We start from the raw sequence: 20,248 nt of genomic DNA, 5'->3' as shown, positions 1-20,248 counted from the left end.
GTGGAGTACAAAACTGGGGATGGGCGATGTTAGTAGTAAAACCTAACTTCTTAAAATGGAGTCCTAAACCAACAGAATAGTCTGCTAACTATTGTTTTATTAAAAACCTGTAAAAGAAATTTTACAGGTTTTTTCAGCTTAGTAGGCTAAGTTTTCTTGAGAAATTAAGGTAAATAAATAACACATGGGTAAAGTTTTAAGTGTTTTTAAGGTTCTTTAAAAATAGCTGATAGCCTTAGTAACTAGAATAGGCTTTAAAGTTTTCTTCTTGATCAAGCTATCGTTTTTGGCATATAAATGAGTAAATATGTAATATTTCTTCATAAGATTTTATGTGATTTATAACTAATATGAAGGTCCATTATTTTCATGTATTGCACCAGCACTAGCTTTTGGTAAAGACAATAAGAATTTTTTTAGGTGTTTTAAATTGATAATTAGTTTGGTCTTAAATGATTTCATAATGAGTGTTTTAAAGGTTCGTTAAGTACTATTACTTTAAATCTAATGATATATTTTAGAGATTTTACCCTAAAGTAATAACTGATGTATATGATGAAATAACTGTTTTTACAGTTTTAATTCTTAGGGAAATTTATTTATTGGATATTATGAAATCTTAGGAAGTATATTGTAGAGCTATTAAGTAGCAATGATATACTGATTAGTCATAGCTTAAATTTCAGCTATTTATATATAGTATTAACTAATAGGTGTTCTGATTCAGAAACAAGAATTTGAAGTAAGGAAATTTAAATTACTCTAAGTTATTTATTGTATGTTAATATGAAGAATAGTCGAAGAATTCAATAAAAAAGAGTTATCCATTTGATGCGTATTTTGTGTAGTACTTTTTTTTCTTATTAATTATTTAATAAAAGTAAACCAATCTTGAAAATAAGGACCAACAATAGGTACTGTTTTTTGTTCTTCTCTTATAGCTGTCATCAATCCAAAAACCCAAAGTACAAATATGAAAACGTAAAATGTTGATGAAATTAACCAGGAATCAAACATGCTAACCAAAGCTCCTAACAGGTAAAAACCAATGTTTATGCCTAAGGCCTGTCTAATATGAAAACTAGCAAAAGTATTTTTGTTATCTTGATTCATAAAAAAAGCTATGATCGTTCCTATAATAGTAATATAAGCCACAATAGCTGCTGTTTTTCCTTGTTTTGCGTAATCTGATTCCATGATTGATGTTATGTTTATTTGTTTTTTACCTCGAGTTTTAAAGATTCATATCCAATAGCAACAATAGTTTTGTAAACTTCTGTTTATACAGGAATGACAAAATACTACGCTACTTCAATACTATTTGGCTGTTAGAAATAATACCATAGGTATTTCCTTTTATAGCTTTTCCTAAAAATGCACTGTTTTTAGAAGTTGATACTATATGTTTCTTAGTAAATGTTCCATTTCCTTTTGGTGTAAATAAAGATAAGTTAGCCTTATTCCCTTTATTTATGGAAACATTTTTAATTCCAAATATTGATTTTCCTTGAGTTAGTAGTGCTATTACTTTTTCAGTACTCATTATATTGTTTAGTATTCCAAATGCACTTTCTAAGCCAATAGTGCCATATTTAGCATTATCAAATTCTACCTTTTTATGTTCAACATCCATCGGATGATGATCACTGGTTACCATATCAATGGTTCCATCTTTAACGCCATCTAATAGTGCGTTAACGTCTTTTAAAGTTCTCAGTGGTGGTAATACTTTATAATTAGTATCAAAGGTAGTTAATTCTTCATCCGTAAGTAATAAATGGTGAACAGAGGTGCTACAACTTACTTGTAATCCACTAGCTTTCGCTTCTCTGATTAATTGAACAGATTTAGCCGTTGAGATTGTTGGAATATGTAATTTCCCTCCAGTATATTCTAATAAGAAAAGATCTCTGGAAATTTGTAATTCTTCAGCAAGTGCTGGAATTCCTTTGAGTCCTAACAATGTACTTTGCTTTTCTTCATTGACCATTCCTTTTCCAGCAATATTATTATCCTGAGGGTAAGAAAGAACAAGTCCGTCAAAATTTTGAGCATATAATAATGCAATTTTAAGCAAATTTGGATTTCGCATGGATTTTTTATAATCTCCAAAAGCAATGGCACCTGCTTGACTCATATCATATAGCTCTGCCATATCCACACCCTCTGATTTTACTGTTAGCGAACCAATCGGATGAAGGTTGACCGCATTTTGTAATGCTTTTCCTTTTAAGAAACCAACAGAAGCACTAGTGTCTGTAATCGGTAAGGTGTTAGGATTGAGAGCTATATGCGTAAAACCACTTTTAGCGGCAACAGCTAGTCCATTGTTTATAGTTTCTCGTTCTTCATATCCTGGTTCTCCAAAACTTACACTACTATCAAACCATCCTTGCGATACGTGTAGCGTGTCTAATTTAATTTCTTCAATATCTTCTTTTGCCTCAATCAAGGCATCGATATCCTTTATGATTCCATTTTCGATTAGAATATCTATCGTTTGATTATGAAAGGGCGATGAAGGATCAATTACAGTAGCAGCCTTTAATAAGAGATTCATTTGAGATATTTTAATAATAAGATTTCAATTAATAAGAAAATCAGAGCAAAAATAATAAACCATTTCCAAAGTTCATGAATACTTGTCTCTTCTTTTATTTGCTCAAATAAAGTGATTACTGAATCACTCACTTCATATTCTGCAGTAGTAGATAGGTTATAGTATTGTAAGTCACTTTCTGATGTGTTGTAATTGTAACTTACATTGTGGATTAGTTTTTCTTTATCTTTTAGCGCATATATTCCAGCTTTAGAAGGAACTTCGTCTGTTGTAATACGTACTTTAGTAGCAAAACTTTGTTGTAAAGGAACGATACTTTCTTCACTGGATTCTAATGATAATATTCCATCTTGGCCCAATGAAATAGGAACATCATAGGTATTAGTTTGTCCAATGGTGTATGATATATCAGAAAGTTTTAGACTTTGTTTTCCAATATTATATAAGGTAGGAACAATTAATGGTGAATTCTTAAAATTAGAATTTTCATTATTAATTGCTGCAGTAAATATGTATGCAGCGTTCGTTTTGTATAAGAAAGGAGTGCTGTCCTCAAAAGATAAAACATTGTTACTGGCACCTGTCTGATAGTAGGAATTTACCTTTGGATATTGAAAATTAGTTACTTTTTTGTCAAAAACTCCTCTATATAAAGGATGCGAAAAATTAATGCTAGTTATCTTTTTTTCCTGAGTACGTACTGCCAATAACCCTTCAGAAGAAAAACTACTAATAAGCTGTTGATAGGATGCTAGATTACCTTCTGTTGCAGGAATAAAACATATAGTACCGCCTTGATTTTTAAAGGATTTAAGAGCATTAATCAATGAAACCGGAATCTGTTTTATCTCATTAATCAATACAAGATTAGCATTACCAATATCATTATAGTTTAGCGCATCTAATGTTGTACTTGTCAATAAGAATTCATCGGGAGTATAGATGTTTTTTATAAAACGATCGTTCTCTTCATTAATCGCTAATACTTTTATTTTTTCAGGAGTATTAATGGTAAAATACCTGGAATTATCAAATGCCAAAGCAGGGTCTTCCAGAATAATACGACCATTAATTTTAGTATTATCATCAATCCTAAACTGGGTGGTAGCGGCGCTATTTTTTGGTACAGAAACGGAGGTCTTGGCAATTAGTTTTTCGTCATTATAAAATGCTATTGAAACATTCTCTGCATTAGCTTCAGTATTACTAATTAAAACATTAAGAACGAGTTCATTGTTTATATTACGTTGTAAAAAAAGACTGTCTATGGCAATATTCTGACGTGTCACGGGCGCTAGTTGAACTAGGTTTGTTTTGGCTTCAGAATCAAAAGATATATCAAAAGCTTCATCCTTTTGTTGGAAATCAGAAACCATAATGATACGCTTTATAGTTTCTGGGGAATCGCCTAGTAGTTGTTTTCCTTTTAGATAGGCTGCATTATAAGGAATTTGATTCGAAGTATATTCTAACTGAAGCAAATCATTTCTAATGTCTTTTTTACTTACTTCCTTAAAGGTTTGGGTATTGGTGAAAATAGAGATCGTTTCATCTTCTGGTAATGAACTTAATAGTTCCTGAATAGCACGCTGTAGTAAAGGTCCTTTTGAGCCCTTGGCTTGCATACTAAAGGAGTTATCCAGATAGATTGCCGTTTCATTTTCTTTACCGATAACCTCTTCTGAAGCTAAAAAAGGTTGTGCAAAAGCAATTATAAGTGCTGCCAGTGCCAATAAACGAGCAAGAAGTGTTAACCACTTTTTAATCTGAGAACTTTTACGAGTCTGTATCGTAACCGCTTTGAGAAATTGTACGTTCGTAAAAGGTATTTTCTGAAAACGACGTAATTGAAATAAATGAACTATAATAGGAATAACAAGTGCAACTAAAGCATAAAGAAATTCTGGGTGTCTGAATTGCATTCTTGATTAATGTTTGTCAAATATACTATAAGATTTGATATAGACCATGTAGGCTTAACGAATTTTTAAGGTAAGAATTATTCTTTTTTTATTTCTCATAAACCACTACAGACTTAACCATGGAATCGTGTATTGCTTGTCTCTTTTCGTTACTCATAACTGATAATAACGAAATCCATCCTAATGAAGCTTTTACAAGATATCTAAGAAGTGCTACAGGAAATAAAATATTCTTTTTACGATTGTTTTCTCTTCTAACTCTAATTCCAATAAGGATATGACCGATAGTACCTCCAAAAATACTGGTACAGATGGGATCATATAGAAGAAATATGAATAAAAAAGCAATTATTCTGGCATTGTCATGTACATTTTCGAAAGTAGAAAAGATATCAGTGATAATGATCATAAATATGATCAAAACTATGGAATCTACAATTACTGCTTTTACTCTATCAAAAAGCCCGGGATATCCTGTTTTAGTCATAACTTTTTTAATTTTCATAAAGCTACATAACATTTTGTTATCGATAGAAGATTTTTGGAAGTTTTACTAATATAAAATTGAAACATAGTTTCCTTGTTAATTAACAAACTTACAAGCGAAGTGGTATCTAAAAATAAGGTGTACCTTTGCTGCTGCATTCAGAAATGGCATAACTTAATAGATTGTTGTTTCTTAAACAATTTATATGTCATTTAATTCATTAGGATTATCCGATGCTTTATTAAAAGCAATCGATAAAAAAGGATATACTGTTCCTTCCCCAATTCAGGAAAAAGCAATACCACCAATTTTAGAAAGAAAAGATGTATTGGCATCAGCTCAAACTGGAACTGGTAAAACGGCTGGTTTTACATTGCCAATACTTCAGTTGTTATCACAAGGGCAGCACTTTAGAAAAAGACCTATTCGAGCATTAATATTAACACCAACAAGAGAATTAGCAGCTCAGATATTGGATAATGTAAAGGCATATAGCGAATTTGTAGATCTTAGATCGATGGTCGTTTTTGGTGGTGTAAATGCTAACCCACAGATTAGATCTCTAAGAAATGGAGTTGATATATTGGTAGCTACTCCAGGTCGTTTGTTAGATTTACATAGTCAAAGAGCGCTGTCTTTGGCAAAAACTGAAATTCTAGTATTGGATGAAGCGGATAGAATGCTGGATATGGGATTTCAGAGAGATATCAATAAAATACTAGCACTACTGCCTAAGCAAAGACAGAACTTATTGTTTTCTGCTACATTTTCTAAGGAGATTAAAAAATTAGCTAACGGAATTTTACATAATCCCGTTTCTGTAGAGGCTGCTCCAGAAAATACAACGGCAGAGAAGGTTGATCAAAGGATGTATCAGGTTGATAAAACTAAAAAATCTGAAGTAGTCATCAAATTAATTTCTGAAGGAAATTGGAAACAAGTTCTGATCTTTACGCGAACAAAACACGGGGCAAATCGCCTAAGTGAAAAGTTAGTGAAAAATGGAATCACATCCGCAGCAATACATGGAAATAAAAGCCAAGGTGCAAGAACCAAAGCATTAGCCGGTTTTAAACAAAATAAAATCAGAGTGCTAGTGGCTACTGATATAGCTGCTCGTGGACTCGATATCCCTTTGTTACCACATGTAATTAATTATGAATTGCCTAATATCTCTGAAGACTACGTTCATAGAATAGGGCGTACTGGTAGAGCAGGAGCTAGCGGAGAGGCAATTTCATTAGTTTCTCAGGAAGAAGTAGCTTACGTAAAAGGAATAGAGAAATTATTGGGACTAACACTACCTAAGGAAACCATAGATGGTTTTGAACCAAGTTTTGTTTTTGATTATAATGCTGCTCCGCCCAAGAAAAATCAGCAAGGAAAACCTAAACGTAATAATAGAAATAATAACAGAAGACGTAAAAGATCATAAATAAAAAAAGCGGAAGTTTAACTTCCGCTTTTTTTATTTATATATAGTTTCTTATTAAAAGATGTAATATCCAACAGAAAGTTGGAAAGTTCTATTTTTAGTGCTAATACCATCCTGAACATCCGTAACACCATGATTATATCTTGCTTGAGCAAAGAATTTTAAAAATTTGACACCTACACCTGCAGCTGCACTTAGATCAAAACTTTCTGGTTCTCCAGCTTGGAAACCATCATTAACAACGATACCAAACTGTGGTCCTGCATGTACATCAAAGAATTTTAAAAATTTATACTTAAATAAAATAGGCACATTTACGTAATCTACATCTACATCATCCGTTCCTTGAGCGGAATATAAAATTTCAGGTTGTATCGCAAATTTATCTCCTAAACCCAATGTAGCTACTGCACCAATATGAAAACCAGTTCTAGCATCCGTATCGAACCTAGAATCTACATTAGCAAAATTAACTCCTCCTTTAACACCAAACTTGAAACTTTGGGCATTAGAAATTGTTGTAAAACCGATAAGCACAATGGCCAATAAAAATAGTTTTTTCATAAGTCTAATTAATTGTTTGTTCAATCAAATATAGAAACTTATATATTAATAAAAGGTTAAAACAACGTAATTGAAGTAGAAATAAATGCCATTTTGAAGTATGAACCTTGGGAATCCCAGTATTAGAAAGGATCGACGAAAGCTTTGTTTTTTCGGATTAAAACCTATTTTCAATGCTTTTTTTGTAAAAAATAACTTTTAGCGCTTTATTTTATTGCGTTGTTTTCAAAAGAGATGTTGTATTCTTTTCCATTTTCTTCATAACAGATAGTGAAATCATTTACAATTCCGGGTCTATCGGTTGGGAGCCAATTTCTACCTTCTCTTGTTACAATGATTACTCCATTATGGTCACCAACCCAACAAAATTTTTCACGTAACATATTTTTGTTGATCGGGTTAATTCCAAATTCATTAATCAAAGTATCTGCCATTTTTATAGGATCTATATGTGGTAGCCCTATTTCATTAAGCTTGATCACTTGATCAATAGAAAAATTATTGCTTTTGGGATAATTTACTAATGGACGCTCAATAAACTCAACTATATTTTCATCCTTATCATAAAAATAAATAGCGCTACCACTATCAAATTGAATTATTTTCTCTCCCTTATAAGGTAAAAGTGAAATATTTTTATTCTCTAAAAAATCAATTGCTTTATGGATTGAGCCCGTTGGTATTAAAAACGCAAAATGATAATAGAAATCTTTTTTGGACTTTCTGAATATTAATGTGTTTTCTTGAGTGAAAAGACTGAGGGTATCTATATTTTTTTGACATTGAAACCCTAATAGGTCATTATAAAATTCCTTTTGTTGTTCTAGGTTTCTTGAAAATATGTTTAGTGTTTTTATTTCCAAATATGGTGATGTAAATGATGTTTTTGATTCGTTTAATAATAATTGAATTCAAATTTAATCGAATTAAAATTAATTAAGCAGGAACGTATTGAACGATTATTGTTATTTGAAGATTTTTTTATAAGCTTATTTACCATAGTAAGAAATTCAGAAGCGTCTTTTTCAGATAGATTTTCAAAGAATTTTTGTTCAGAACGACTTAGTAAACCTGATGAATAAGTGCTTTTACAAGATATAGAGGATGTATCATCAAGAAAACATTCAATTGTACCTTTAGGCTTTAGTCCGTTGAGATTTTTACTTATAAACCTTGATATTTTGTCTTCAATGTGTTTCATAGTTATCGAATTATTATCAATAAGTATGTAAACGTAAAACTGAGTTTCTGTATTGTATTAGAGGAATTTAGCTTAAAATCAAACTTTTTAAAAATCTAAAATATTTTATCGTATTAATATCTTTCGTACGTCTTAGTTAATAATAATCAGTTAATTTCTTTTTATGCATTCCCCAAGCAATTACCTGAACCCCTTTAGAATACCCAATTTGATTAGGTGTTCCTTTCAGTAAATTCTCGAAGCGAGCATAATGAGTAGTTAAGCTTTTAATTTCTATTTCTTGTAAAGACCAAACAGGATGATGAATTTCATATTCATTAATAGCATCTTTAGTATCCTGAAAAAGAGCATATCGTTCTGTTAACCAGATGTCCAGATTGGATTTAGTTTTTTGTTCTTTTCCTAGATTGAATTGAATTTCAAAACTGTCGTTAAATTCGGTATTCTGAGATACATAAGAATTTGATTTTCTCTTCATCTTAGAATATCGGTAGGGTAGTTCTGAAATTTCCTTAGCAATCTTACAGGAAATTTTTTTCCCTCCTTCAATACTTAAGAAATAAACTCCCGTCTTTTTTCCTGATTTGATATATGTCCGAATATTAATTTCACCAAAATTAGAAATAGGAGCGAAGTGTGGTAGATTTTTTGGCCTAATTTTCTCCATAGAAAATGCCACTAATGAAACCCATGCATTTCCTTCAAATAAATCTATTTCTAATTCTTTAGGTACAAATTTTCTTAGCTCATCATAATCTACTTTCCAATGCAAGAAAATTGCTTTATTCCATTCTTGATAAAACTTCCAGTCTTTATTCGGTAGTTCCCAAGGTCGGTGCAGCGTATTTTTTAATATTTCGTTAATGGTCATTAGATTACTTATTGAATGTTTTTTTTTAGATATTGTATTTATGTACCTTTAAAAACATGATTAAAGATACAAAATTAGCAGTCCTCATTGATGGTGATAATATTCCAGCAAAGTATGTAAAAGAGATGATGGAAGAAATTACTAAATATGGAACTCCTACCATTAAACGTATTTATGGAGATTGGACAAAGCCATATTTAGCCAAGTGGAAGAATCTCCTACTGGAAAATGCTATAAACCCCATACAACAGTATAGTTATACTACAGGTAAGAACGCAACTGATTCTGCCATGATTATAGATGCAATGGACATCTTATATTCTGAAAAAGTTAACGGATTTTGCCTGGTGTCCTCAGATAGTGATTTTACTAAACTAGCCATGAGATTAAGAGAAGCAGGTGTAGTGGTATATGGAATTGGAGAAAAGAAAACACCAGATCCTTTTATTGTAGCTTGTGATAAATTTATTTATCTCGAAATCTTGAAAAAGGATCCTGAGAAAAATGATGGTATAGAAAAATCTGAAAAACCAGATATTGATAAAATCACACCTAAAATTATAAGATTATTGAGAAATTCTGTTGATGATGCAGCGGATGAAGATGGATGGGCTTTTTTGGGTGATGTAGGTTCTATGATTCTTAAGAAACAACCTAACTTTGATTCAAGAAATTTCGGATTTGCAAAATTAACTCCTTTGTTTAAATCCCTAAAACAATTTGAGATAGATCAACGTGATCATAATAGTCGAAAATTTAAACTTATTTATGTTCGTAATAAATAGTACTTCTTCGTGTATAATTATTTTCGATGTATTTAAATCATTTTTGGGTTATTAGCGATTAATCGAAAATGATTATGAGTAATAAAAAAAAATATATTTTAGAAGGAGAAGGCTTACCAAAATGGTCTAACCCTATAAGTCATGCTGTAGTTGTAAATAATATGTGTTTTGTTAGTGGACAATTATCTGTAAATAGTGATGGAAAATTCGTTTCCGGAACTGCTATAAAGGAAGCTCAATTAGCGTTTTCAAATTTTTTTGCAGCTATAAAGAATGCTGGGTTTGAAAAAGAGGATATCGTATTTATTGATATTGCTTTTAATGATTTGAATGACCTTCCTGAAATCAATCAATTGTTTGTGGAATTATTTCCAGAGAGTAAACGACCAGCGCGAACGATATACCAAGCTGAAGCATTACCTTTTTCGGGAAAAATTAAAATTACTGGCACTGCTGTCAAAGATTTGGACTAGCAGCTAAAATGAAGAAAAGCGAACATAGATTACTAACATTATATAAACGTAATTAAAACGACTACTTATATTCACATTAGAGATCCTATCTATTTAAGTTTTGAAGATAAAGAATATTGTATCTTCGCGAAATATTAGAAGAAACATCCTTTGCAATACGAATTTAGCATACAAGTACCGCCAGAAATAGCAGCGGATTCTGATCGATTAAAAGCTCAGGTATCCGCTAAAAATGGTATCCCATTAAAAGAAATCAGATATATAAAGGTTTTGAAACGTTCTATTGATGCTCGTCAAAAAACTATTAAAGTAAATCTGAAAATTAAGGTATATGTACAGGAAGATTTTATAGAACAACCTATTTCATTACCGGAATATCCAGATGTGTCAAAGGCAAGTGAGATTGTCATTATTGGAGCTGGTCCGGCAGGATTATTTGCAGCTTTGCGATGTGTAGAATTGGGATATAAACCAATTGTGCTAGAAAGAGGTAAAGATGTTCGTAATCGAAGAAGAGATCTTAAGGCGATCAATAGGGATCATATCGTAGATGAAGATTCTAATTATTGTTTTGGTGAAGGAGGAGCAGGAACTTATAGTGATGGTAAATTATATACACGTTCTAAGAAAAGGGGAGATGTAAATCGAATTCTTCAGCTTTTGGTTGGTTTTGGAGCTACAGATCAAATTTTAGTAGAAGCACATCCTCATATAGGTACCAATAAATTGCCTGCAATTATTGCCGCAATTAGAGAAAAAATAAAGGAACATGGAGGAGAAATACATTTTGAAACTCGGGTAACGGATTTTAGTATTAAAAACTCTGAAATTAGTTCAGTAGTTCTTCATAACGGTGATAAGATTGATACAAATAAGGTGATTTTAGCTACTGGACATTCGGCCAGAGATATTTTTGAGTTATTATATAAAAAACAGATTGAAATTGAAGCAAAACCTTTTGCTTTAGGCGTTAGAGTGGAACATTCTCAGCAATTAATAGATCAGATACAATATAAATGTGAGATTCGTGGTCCATATCTTCCACCATCTCCTTACAGTATTGTAAAGCAGGTTGGAGGTAGAGGCATGTATTCTTTCTGCATGTGTCCTGGAGGTGTTATAGCTCCTTGTGCGACTAGTCCTGGAGAAGTGGTGACTAATGGTTGGTCGCCTTCTAAAAGAGATCAACCAACTTCTAATAGTGGAATTGTGGTTGAGTTACGTTTAGAAGATTTTAAAGAATTTTCGGAATATGGGCCTTTAGCAGGAATGTATTTTCAGAAAAAAATAGAACTACAAGCCTGGCGTTTAGCTGGAGAAACCCAACGAGTTCCCGCGCAGAGATTAGTAGATCTAACACAAGGAAAGGTATCCGTTGATTTACCGGAGACTTCTTATAAACCTGGTTTAAGTTCGATAGATATGGGAGCGGTTTTTCCGAAATTTATTCATAATACCCTTCAGGAAGGTTTTAAAGCTTTTGATAAGAATATGCGTGGATATCTTACAAATGAAGCTGTTGTTCATGCTCCAGAATCTAGAACTTCATCACCCGTTAGAATTCCTAGGGATCGAAAGACTTTAGAACATACTCAAATAAAAGGACTATACCCTTGTGGAGAAGGTGCTGGTTATGCCGGAGGAATTATTTCTGCAGCAATTGATGGAGAAAAATGCACCGAAGCTTGTATCGCTACTATGCGTTAATGGTTGGTTTTTTTATAGAAAAGTCAAATGTTGTTTGTACTTCTAGTTTGGATTTTACTTTGATACACCCTTCAAGAGTTTCTACTAACTTTTTTACGGTAGATAAGCCTATTCCATTACCCTTGTTGCCACTTCTATCAGTTCCGTTGGCAGTAGTGAATAATTCAAAAATGGACTCAATCATATCTTCAGGGATCCCCATTCCATTGTCTGTTATCTTAAAATAGTAGAATATAGTATCTTCCGTAAGATCTATATCTATAATGATATGTTCCTTATCATTATATTTTATGCTATTACCAATCAGATTAAAAAATATTTGCTTTAGTGCGGATTTGTTGCATTCTAAAGTAGGATTTGATTCTGGAAAATTGATAGTACAATCAGGTTTTATACTAAGTAATTCCGTAATCTCTCTCAGAAGTGAATTTAACTTAAATGATTCAGGTTTGTTTTTTACCAAACTGTCACTTTCGTAATGATCTAATACATCATTGATATAATCGCTCATGGAGAATGAGGATTGTTTTATATATTCAAAATATTCTGAAGTCTCTTTATCGAGATTATTTGCCAATTTTAGTTTTAATAAGTCCGATGTGGTAATCACATTAGCCAATGGCATTTTTAGATCATGAGAGATTACTCTTGCAAATTCTTTTAAAGATTCGTTTCGTTTTCTAAGTTTATCTTCTATTTTCTCAAGGTCTTTATTCTTTTTGTTAAGTTCAAATAGAATAACAACTTGATTAGCTAGTGATTTTAAAGATTCTAATTGCTTGTTAATTAGTTCTTTGGGTTTGCTGTCGATAACACATAATGTACCTAGAGGGAAACCATTTTTATCAATCAAAGGAATACCCGCATAAAAGATTACAATTTTTTCTTCTTCTGTAAGTGGGTTTTTATAAAATCGTTCATCTAACCTAGCATCCTTTACTATTAAGGGTTTTTCTGGTTCTAATATGGTATGTGCACAGAAAGATTGTTCTCTTGGAGTCTCACTGATAGATAATCCGTGTTTGGATTTAAACCATTGTCTATTACTATCCACCAATGATATTAAGGCAATCTCGGTATCACATAGATACGCAGCTAACGCAGTAATATCATCATATTCTTTTTCGGCTTTGGTATCAAGAATACCTAACGATTTTAAAGCTTCAATTCTAAAATCTTCATTAATGGGGAGTTCCGGTACAATCATCTTCATCAAGAATTGCCTTGTATGATGCAATTCTTAATAAAATTAACAAAAAAAAACTAGAAATTAAGAATTCCCTTCCTAGTTTATTTTTTTTGCTATTAAATATCTAATATTCAGATATGTTTTCATTTAAACTTTTTATAAATGCAATAACATCATTGATCTCTTGTTTTGTAAGATTCAAAGGATCTGGAGGCAAGCTTTGATATTTTTGATCGATGCCTATACCAGCGCCACCTCCACGATTGTAGAAATCCAGTACTTCTTCTAAAGTATTGTATACACCATTATGCATATATGGTCCTGTTATTTCAGAGTTTCGTACCGTAGGAGTTTTAAAAAAGTATTTTCGTTCCGGTGTTTTGTAAACTTCGTATCTACCAAGGTCTTTGCTTATTGAAGCATTAATCGTATCATTAGTTGAAGGAACACCTATTAGTTCTATTTCAGATTCTTTATAATCTGGTGGTACCGTTCCATTAAATATTGGTGCAAAATGACAAGTAGCACATTTGGCTTTTCCATTAAAGAGATTGAATCCATTAATTTCACTATTTGAAAGTGTATTTTCAATGCCGTTGATATTTCTATCAAATTTGGAATTGAAAGGAATCAAACTTCTTATATAACTTGCGATAGCATTTCTGATATCATTATTGTTTATTTTTCGATTAGGATAAACCTTAGCAAACTCCAGAGTATATGTGCTGTTTTTAGAAACTACTTTTTCTAAAGTTTCTAAATTAGTATGAAACTCGTTTTCGTTTTCTATTACGTTAATGATCTGACCTTCTAATCCACCTGCTCTTTTATCATAAAAAAAAGCCTGTTGCAATGCAGTATACAATAGTGTAGGACTATTGCGTTTTACTCCTTTAGATATTTTAAGACCATCTGTAAAAGCTTTTTCTGGTTGATGACAGGTCGCACAGCTTATTAGTTTGTTATCCGAGAGATTGGTGTCATAAAAGAGTTTTTTGCCAAGTGAAATCTTTTCCGAAGAAATTTCTTTTTGACTTTGATCAGCAAAATAATTCACATTAAAAGTGTCAGGAGAAAAAAGAGATATAGCATCATTTTTTATGGCTAATTCAAAAGGAAAATCCACTTTCCAGTCTGTAACTGTTCGATTCCAAAGCGTTAGCTGTTTATGTGTATGGTTTTTAATGAAATGATAGCGATCGAATTTATTAAAATCTCCTTGTAAATTATCTAAAGTAGTTTTGATCTCCATACACCAAGCTTTAAATAAATTTTCATTATTAAATTCATTTTCAAAGATTGATAAATAGGTAAGTAAACTTTGATAAACTATTTGAGAATCTTCTAGTGAATTTTCTAGTACGGGAGAATCAAAACCTGTAATCCCTGTAAGTGCTACTCGGGTGATTGCTTTTCTAAATAACCAAAGAAAGTGATATTGTTTTACATGCTTAAAGCTGGTATTTTTCTTAATAAGCTTTAGTCTGTTGGTGATTAAATTGACGTGCTTTAGGATAGAAATAGTATCTATTTGATCTACGTAAATTTCCTCTTCTAGTACTTGATATCCACTGGGAGATTTGATTTTTATATCTGTAAAATCTTCTTCTTCGACCTTCAGTATATTTGGTTGATTAAGAAATCCATAGTTTTCAACATCAAGGCTGGATAAAATGGGCTCTATTTTTTTGAAGTATTTTTTAGCTTCTTTAAAATGATCACTAGCTTCGATAGGATTATGTTTAATACTATCAAGGTAAGAGATTGCAAATGTGATATCCGTATCAAACTGTTTCTGCATTACAGTAGTAAAAGGTGTTTTCCCTGTTTTAATTTTAACATCTCTTGAACAAGAGGATACGATAAGTAATAGGAAGAGGCTTATCGTTAGATAAGCCCTTTTGTTTATTCTAAAATTTGACAATAATTGCATGTGAAATGTTATGTGTTTTTAAGTAGTATACTACCTACCTAACCCTTTGATTATGTATAGCATACTTCCTTCTTTTCTGCTGTCTGCAAGGTTTGGATTAGCATTAGGATCTGTAAAAGGAGTCCCGTCGGCTCTTTCCCATCCGTGATTTTGAGTGATCAAAATAAATGTTTCATCAACTCCAATGATATCAGAGATATCAATCATTCCAGTAATTTCCCAAATACGATCTAAGGTTCCGTATCCTAGATTTGCAGCGGTTGTCTGATCACATTCTAAAACAACTTTTAAAACTCCTGAGTTAAGATCATATTGATATAGTCTTGCATAGTGATTGGCAGCTGGTTTAAAATCCTGAATTCCATTAGGATCTTCTTGTATATATGCATAGTTCTCTGTAACTAAGATATTATCTGGACTATGAAAAGCTTCAGCTTTACCACCAATTTTATCGCCATCTAATACGCAAGTGATTTTACCAGCACCAGTGGGATCATTTTCGTTTAAGACAACTTTATAAACTCTTCCAGATCGAGTTCCTTTCCCAATAAGATCTGGCTTATCTCTTCCTGTAACTGCTAAGTATACTTCTCTGTTGTTAGCAGCAGTACCTCTTCTCCAATCGATATCTTCTAATCTAGAGAATCCCATAACACCTTTAGATTTGGCTTCAGTATCTAATAGGTCAATATCTTTTTCGGTAAGCTCTACAAACTCCATATCATATACTGTACCTTCTTCCATATCCATTTCATATGTAACTCCAGGAGAAGTAACTTTCAATCCATATAATTTACCTCCTTCAAGATCTCCTCTATTTCCTACATACATTCCCAGTTGACCCGAAGGAATTTCATTATTACTGTTATCGTCACCAATAAAGACAACGGTTTTATCGGGATAAGCATCTTTTCCGATGGCTACTGCATTTTCTGTAGACCATTGTCCCATAGCAGTTAACATTTTCGGAGAAGAAGCAACAGAAGGATCTCTGTATGGATCCGTAGCAAAAACTCCTTTAGAATTTCCACCCCATTCCCCTCCAGAAAGATATATTGGTCCAAAACCATGTTCTTCTGGAGAAATCATAGATCCAGAACATTGTGCGGTATTGGCTGTAGCAACAGCATTAAGGATATGTTCTCCTTTTATAGGCTTAAATGTTTCATCTAATGTAATTCTGGCTATGGCGTAATCTGCTTCAATATTATTGATTAATGTGTAGGTGCCATCTGTATTGCGAAGCAATCCAGCTCCATCCGCCATGGATCCATAGGTAAAGTCGGTTATATATGTGTCTTCGGAAGAAAGCAGATTATAGATTTCTATATCCATAAAACCAGACATTTTTGTTAATAGAACGGGAGAAGTAGATCTACTTTCTAATTGTATTAGATCTCCTACAGGCGGTGTTGTAGTATCATCATCATCATTACATGAGATGAATAGTAAGCTAAATAAAAGAATTGTAAGGCTAAAGTAATTTTTCATGACTGTGTGTAAATTTGTTTACACAAAAGTAGGCCACAGTCGATTCTTGAATTTTATGAAGATGTTTTATGTTTATTACATTATCATTACCCTAATGTTTAGAATGTAAACAGCATGTTATTCTTTAGAATTGTTCTAAGTTAAAACTTTTCGAAAACCCCTAATCCAAATAGGGCATAGTCATATTTTACAGGGTCTAATGGATCCAATAACCTTAAATTAACATCTAACTGGTGTAGCGCTTTGCCATCATTTTGTTTTCTGCTTAGCAAGTTTAATTTTCTGGCAACATTACCAGAGTGTACATCCAAAGGACATGATAATTGTTTAGGGGATAGGCTTTTCCAAATACCAAGATCTACACCAGCATTGGCATCTCGTACCATCCATCTAAAGAACATATTGATTCGTTTAGCAGCGGAGTTTTTGTTGGGATCACTTATATGTTTTTGAGTTCTGGGTTGATGCGGTAAACTAAAAAACTCTTTCTTAAAATGATGAATTGCATTTTGTAGATAATCTTCATTATTGTGCTGTTTAAAAAAACCTTCCATATCGCCATAATTATGATAGATGTTTTGTAATGCTTTCATAAAATAAGTGAGATCAATACTGTTGAAGGTTCTATGAACAAAACCTTCAAGGTTATCGAGATCAGTTTCTGTATGATTCATTATGAAATCATATGGAGAATTACCCATCAACAACATTAATTTATGGGCATTATTAAGAATGCTTTTCCTATTTCCCCAAGAAATAATAGCGGTAAGAAAACCAGCTATTTCTATATCTTCTTTTTGTGTAAATAAATGAGGAATTTGAACAGGGTCCGTTTCTATAAATTTTGGTTGTTCATAAAAAGCAGCTTTTTCATCAAGAAATTCTTTAAGTTCGGTTTTGTTTAGTTTTTTCAAAATCTATTAGAGCTATATAATGAATTGTTTTTTTGCCAAGTAATTATCAATATTAAAAAATAATACTGTATTAATACATCGTTTAGTCTAAGTTTAATTAAAATCAAATTTGTATTAAATTGTAATATATAACAGTTATGATATAATTGTTATCCATTAAACTAATTTTTGTTAGTTTACTTAGATTGGATAATTTTATACAAATAAAGTAAGTTATTAAGGTAATTGAGTATTAATTAAGAATTTCAGTATGAACGCAAAGGATACTTTATTTTTGATAAGTGGCTTACAAACTTTAATTATATCATTTGTACTTCTTTTGTATAGATCAAAGAAGTTACACGTGAATAGATACTTAGGATTATTTTTCTTCACATTATTTGTGGAGATTGTTATGTACTTTTTATTTAAGTTTATTGATAACCCAGCAATATACTATGCTCCAGTGAGGTTTGATTTTCTCAGTATTATTTTTTTGTTTTTCTATGCTCTAGAAACTGCAGGAATAAGTACCAGAACTAAAATAATATATTATATCCCTGCAGTTATCGAATTTTTGGCACTTTCTGTTTTATTCATTGCAATACTTGTAAATCCTCAATTCTATGAAATACTAGAAGATTATGCGTTTTTACAATTTTTCAGGGTAATTTCTTCTATATATATTGTGTCAATTTGCGTTTTGATTATAAGGATTGCTTTAAGACATCAGAAATCACTTTTTATTCATTTTCAGAATACTAAATTTAAGTCTCTAAAGTGGTTGGTAATATTTTGTTTCCTCTGTATCTTTTTGAATGTGATTAGAAATTTAGTATCAATATATCCTGATAGTGTTTATTTACCAGTAATTTTTTGTACTACAGCTTTATTTTCCCTTTATTATATTACTATAGGAAGCTTAATTCAAATCAATATTGATAATGTAATATCTTCTCAACCTGAAGTCAACGAAAGTAAAGAAGAATTAGAAGAGGTTCTAAATAATATAGAAGCTTATTTAGTTAAAAATAAGTTGTATCTAAATCCAGAAATGAACCTCAAAACGTTCTCTAGAAAAATTAATCTTCCCGAAAGAACAATTTCGAAAGCTATTAATAAGATTGAAAAGAAGAATTTTACAAGCTACATCAATGCATATAGAATTGAAGAATTTAAAAACCGATTGACAAATAAAGAATACAAAAAATATAGTATCTCTGCTATTGCAGATGAGGTAGGGTTCAATTCAAGAGCTTCGTTTTATAAGAACTTTAAGGACATAGTTGGTCTTTCTCCTTTAGATTATATAAAAAAATACAAATAGCTAAAAATAAGCGTTTTGTGATGTCTTGTTTTTGAATTAAGACATCTTAAATCGTGTTTTGAGACATTCATTTGTTGATTTGGATTACAATATTGTAGAAATTAGCTTCAACTAACACAAACTCAACTTTAATGATACCACTATCAAAAAACCGCCATACGGTTATTGTTTTATTTTTATACTATGTATGTATTTCCTATATCTAAATATAGTGCGTTAATCACTATTTCCGGAAGAATATAAATTCTAGGTACAGATAATTCATCCTTTACATTTTCACCATTTTTAATATTTAGACTATAAGTTGGATGATTAATCACTTCTGGCACTTAACCATACTATAAAATTACTAGATGTAATTGGTATTATATATTCTGCGCCAGATATTTAAGAACACATTTACTCAACTATCGTTCAGAGTTCTATGAATTAGTTGAATACTATTGAGACAAATATTTTGTCTATTAAATTAAAATTTCACAAATTAACTTACAAATTATGAAAAAATTTAAAGCATTGATGCTAAGCATTACAATGATCGGATTGTTATTTTCTTGCCAGAATGAAGAATTAGCTAATGAATCTGTAGAAGTAATTGAGCCAACAAAAGAGCAACTTCTTAAACTTTCAAGTTTAGGTATAAATACCGAAAAAGTATCCATCAAAACAATTAAGAATTTAGATGGAAGTACTGAAGATTATTTTGTTAATGATACTGACCTAGCTATTCCAATTGAAGGATTGATGGATTTAGAAGGGCTAGAAACATTAAGTGATGGAACTAAGCAGTACAGAACAAATAATCTTATCTCTAGTGGTAATCGTACAATAGACGTACTTGGATATACTGGTGGAGGCGGTAATGGTTTATCCAATACGGCAAGAGCAGGTTTACAGAGAGCGGTTAATAACTTCAATAATTTAAACAGTTCTCTTAATTTACGACTAACTTTTGGTACTAATTATCAGGCTGCCGACTTAGTGGTTTATGTACGAAGTGATTTGGGTAGTGGGGGACTAGCTGGTTTTCCATCAAATGGTAGAAACTATAAATGGGCAAGAATAGGACCTAATGTGGATGATCTTGGTGTAGGATATAGTACACACGTAATAGCTCATGAAATGGGACATTGTGTTGGACTACGTCATACAGATTGGTTCTCTAGGGTTTGCAATAATGGACAAAATGAAGGACAAGGGTTTGATGGAGCAATTCATATACCTGGAACACCTACAGGAATTGATATTACTTCATTAATGATATCTTGCCCAGTTCCAGGAACTAATCCTAGAAACTATACAGGATCTTTTAATGCTAATGACGCTAGAGCATTAGAATATCTGTATTAATAAAATAGCTAAAAGCATAGAACTTTGAACACATAATCATAAGAGATCGTATATATGCGA

Annotated in this window: 17 protein-coding genes; 6 read left to right on the top strand and 11 right to left on the bottom strand. The window is 31.7% G+C overall.

Going from position 1 to position 20,248, the window contains the following annotated elements; translation table 11 throughout:
• Window positions 1-867: 867 nt before the first annotated feature.
• From Q0975_RS12840 to Q0975_RS12825, 4 genes are all read right to left on the bottom strand, one after another.
• On the bottom strand, window positions 868-1,197 hold the full coding sequence (locus Q0975_RS12840; RefSeq protein ID WP_299437224.1) for a hypothetical protein: 330 nt from the start codon (window positions 1,195-1,197) through the stop codon (window positions 868-870).
• A 109-nt stretch (window positions 1,198-1,306) separates the two neighbouring features.
• Window positions 1,307-2,560, bottom strand: a complete 1,254-nt coding sequence (locus tag Q0975_RS12835; RefSeq protein ID WP_299437222.1) for a dihydroorotase — start codon at window positions 2,558-2,560, stop codon at window positions 1,307-1,309.
• Window positions 2,557-4,482: a BatA and WFA domain-containing protein gene (locus Q0975_RS12830; RefSeq protein WP_299437220.1), complete on the bottom strand. Its 1,926-nt coding sequence runs from the start codon at window positions 4,480-4,482 to the stop codon at window positions 2,557-2,559. Before Q0975_RS12830 ends, Q0975_RS12835 begins: the two co-directional genes overlap by 4 nt.
• Before the next feature lie 88 nt (window positions 4,483-4,570).
• On the bottom strand, window positions 4,571-4,987 hold the full coding sequence (locus Q0975_RS12825) for an RDD family protein (protein WP_299437218.1): 417 nt from the start codon (window positions 4,985-4,987) through the stop codon (window positions 4,571-4,573).
• A gap of 187 nt (window positions 4,988-5,174) precedes the next feature.
• On the opposite strand from Q0975_RS12825, the gene Q0975_RS12820 reads away from it, so the two are divergent.
• On the top strand, window positions 5,175-6,404 hold the full coding sequence (locus Q0975_RS12820; RefSeq protein WP_299437216.1) for a DEAD/DEAH box helicase: 1,230 nt from the start codon (window positions 5,175-5,177) through the stop codon (window positions 6,402-6,404).
• A 54-nt stretch (window positions 6,405-6,458) separates the two neighbouring features.
• Here Q0975_RS12820 and Q0975_RS12815 read toward each other — a convergent pair whose 3' ends face one another.
• The 3 genes from Q0975_RS12815 to Q0975_RS12805 all read right to left on the bottom strand — a co-directional run bounded on the left by Q0975_RS12815 (window position 6,459) and on the right by Q0975_RS12805 (window position 9,040).
• The gene (locus Q0975_RS12815; RefSeq protein ID WP_299437214.1) at window positions 6,459-6,968 is read right to left on the bottom strand and encodes a porin family protein; all 510 of its coding nucleotides are present in this window, start codon (window positions 6,966-6,968) and stop codon (window positions 6,459-6,461) included.
• Between the two features lie 206 nt (window positions 6,969-7,174).
• Complete coding sequence (locus Q0975_RS12810) at window positions 7,175-7,831, bottom strand: hypothetical protein (protein ID WP_299437212.1); 657 nt, start codon at window positions 7,829-7,831, stop codon at window positions 7,175-7,177.
• A gap of 474 nt (window positions 7,832-8,305) precedes the next feature.
• Window positions 8,306-9,040: a DUF2071 domain-containing protein gene (locus Q0975_RS12805; RefSeq protein ID WP_299437210.1), complete on the bottom strand. Its 735-nt coding sequence runs from the start codon at window positions 9,038-9,040 to the stop codon at window positions 8,306-8,308.
• Window positions 9,041-9,096: 56 nt separating this feature from the next.
• Between Q0975_RS12805 and Q0975_RS12800 the strand changes: the two genes are divergently transcribed.
• The 3 genes from Q0975_RS12800 to Q0975_RS12790 all read left to right on the top strand — a co-directional run bounded on the left by Q0975_RS12800 (window position 9,097) and on the right by Q0975_RS12790 (window position 12,005).
• Window positions 9,097-9,825, top strand: coding sequence for an NYN domain-containing protein (locus Q0975_RS12800; RefSeq protein WP_299437208.1), 729 nt, complete (start codon window positions 9,097-9,099; stop codon window positions 9,823-9,825).
• Between the two features lie 74 nt (window positions 9,826-9,899).
• Window positions 9,900-10,298, top strand: a complete 399-nt coding sequence (locus tag Q0975_RS12795) for a RidA family protein (protein WP_299437206.1) — start codon at window positions 9,900-9,902, stop codon at window positions 10,296-10,298.
• A 150-nt stretch (window positions 10,299-10,448) separates the two neighbouring features.
• Window positions 10,449-12,005 carry an FAD-dependent protein gene (locus Q0975_RS12790; RefSeq protein ID WP_299437204.1) on the top strand — a complete coding sequence of 519 codons (1,557 nt, stop codon included), beginning with the start codon at window positions 10,449-10,451 and terminating at the stop codon, window positions 12,003-12,005.
• On the opposite strand, the gene Q0975_RS12785 is transcribed toward Q0975_RS12790, so the two are convergent.
• From Q0975_RS12785 to Q0975_RS12770, 4 genes are all read right to left on the bottom strand, one after another.
• Window positions 11,995-13,218 (bottom strand): GAF domain-containing sensor histidine kinase, encoded by a 1,224-nt coding sequence (locus Q0975_RS12785; protein ID WP_366888712.1) that lies wholly within the window; start codon window positions 13,216-13,218, stop codon window positions 11,995-11,997. The genes Q0975_RS12790 and Q0975_RS12785 overlap by 11 nt on opposite strands.
• A gap of 100 nt (window positions 13,219-13,318) precedes the next feature.
• Window positions 13,319-15,127 (bottom strand): cytochrome c peroxidase, encoded by a 1,809-nt coding sequence (locus Q0975_RS12780; RefSeq protein ID WP_299437202.1) that lies wholly within the window; start codon window positions 15,125-15,127, stop codon window positions 13,319-13,321.
• 30 nt (window positions 15,128-15,157) lie between these two features.
• Entirely contained in the window at window positions 15,158-16,618 is a 1,461-nt protein-coding gene (locus Q0975_RS12775; protein WP_299437200.1) for an alkaline phosphatase PhoX, read from the bottom strand.
• Window positions 16,619-16,758: 140 nt separating this feature from the next.
• Window positions 16,759-17,532, bottom strand: a complete 774-nt coding sequence (locus Q0975_RS12770) for a TIGR02757 family protein (RefSeq protein ID WP_299437198.1) — start codon at window positions 17,530-17,532, stop codon at window positions 16,759-16,761.
• A 343-nt stretch (window positions 17,533-17,875) separates the two neighbouring features.
• Between Q0975_RS12770 and Q0975_RS12765 the strand changes: the two genes are divergently transcribed.
• Window positions 17,876-18,838 (top strand): helix-turn-helix domain-containing protein, encoded by a 963-nt coding sequence (locus Q0975_RS12765; protein WP_299437196.1) that lies wholly within the window; start codon window positions 17,876-17,878, stop codon window positions 18,836-18,838.
• Between the two features lie 498 nt (window positions 18,839-19,336).
• On the top strand, window positions 19,337-20,188 hold the full coding sequence (locus Q0975_RS12760) for a M57 family metalloprotease (protein ID WP_299437194.1): 852 nt from the start codon (window positions 19,337-19,339) through the stop codon (window positions 20,186-20,188).
• Window positions 20,189-20,248 lie beyond the last annotated feature (60 nt).

Origin of the sequence: uncultured Aquimarina sp., from assembly GCF_947500065.1 — a bacterium.
Taxonomy (GTDB): Bacteria; Bacteroidota; Bacteroidia; order Flavobacteriales; family Flavobacteriaceae; genus Aquimarina.
The sequence above is the reverse complement of the archived record's forward strand: the minus strand, read 5'-3'. Positions and strand labels throughout refer to the sequence as shown.

Bases quoted from the DNA above. Each gene is read 5' to 3' on its own strand.
- Q0975_RS12840 (WP_299437224.1), bottom strand. From the start codon at position 1,197: ATGGAATCAGATTACGCAAAACAAGGAAAAACAGCAGCTATTGTGGCT.
- Q0975_RS12835 (WP_299437222.1), bottom strand. From the start codon at position 2,560: ATGAATCTCTTATTAAAGGCTGCTACTGTAATTGATCCTTCATCGCCC.
- Q0975_RS12830 (WP_299437220.1), bottom strand. From the start codon at position 4,482: ATGCAATTCAGACACCCAGAATTTCTTTATGCTTTAGTTGCACTTGTT.
- Q0975_RS12825 (WP_299437218.1), bottom strand. From the start codon at position 4,987: ATGAAAATTAAAAAAGTTATGACTAAAACAGGATATCCCGGGCTTTTT.
- Q0975_RS12820 (WP_299437216.1), top strand. From the start codon at position 5,175: ATGTCATTTAATTCATTAGGATTATCCGATGCTTTATTAAAAGCAATC.
- Q0975_RS12815 (WP_299437214.1), bottom strand. From the start codon at position 6,968: ATGAAAAAACTATTTTTATTGGCCATTGTGCTTATCGGTTTTACAACA.
- Q0975_RS12805 (WP_299437210.1), bottom strand. From the start codon at position 9,040: ATGACCATTAACGAAATATTAAAAAATACGCTGCACCGACCTTGGGAA.
- Q0975_RS12800 (WP_299437208.1), top strand. From the start codon at position 9,097: ATGATTAAAGATACAAAATTAGCAGTCCTCATTGATGGTGATAATATT.
- Q0975_RS12795 (WP_299437206.1), top strand. From the start codon at position 9,900: ATGAGTAATAAAAAAAAATATATTTTAGAAGGAGAAGGCTTACCAAAA.
- Q0975_RS12785 (WP_366888712.1), bottom strand. From the start codon at position 13,218: ATGAAGATGATTGTACCGGAACTCCCCATTAATGAAGATTTTAGAATT.
- Q0975_RS12780 (WP_299437202.1), bottom strand. From the start codon at position 15,127: ATGCAATTATTGTCAAATTTTAGAATAAACAAAAGGGCTTATCTAACG.
- Q0975_RS12775 (WP_299437200.1), bottom strand. From the start codon at position 16,618: ATGAAAAATTACTTTAGCCTTACAATTCTTTTATTTAGCTTACTATTC.
- Q0975_RS12760 (WP_299437194.1), top strand. From the start codon at position 19,337: ATGAAAAAATTTAAAGCATTGATGCTAAGCATTACAATGATCGGATTG.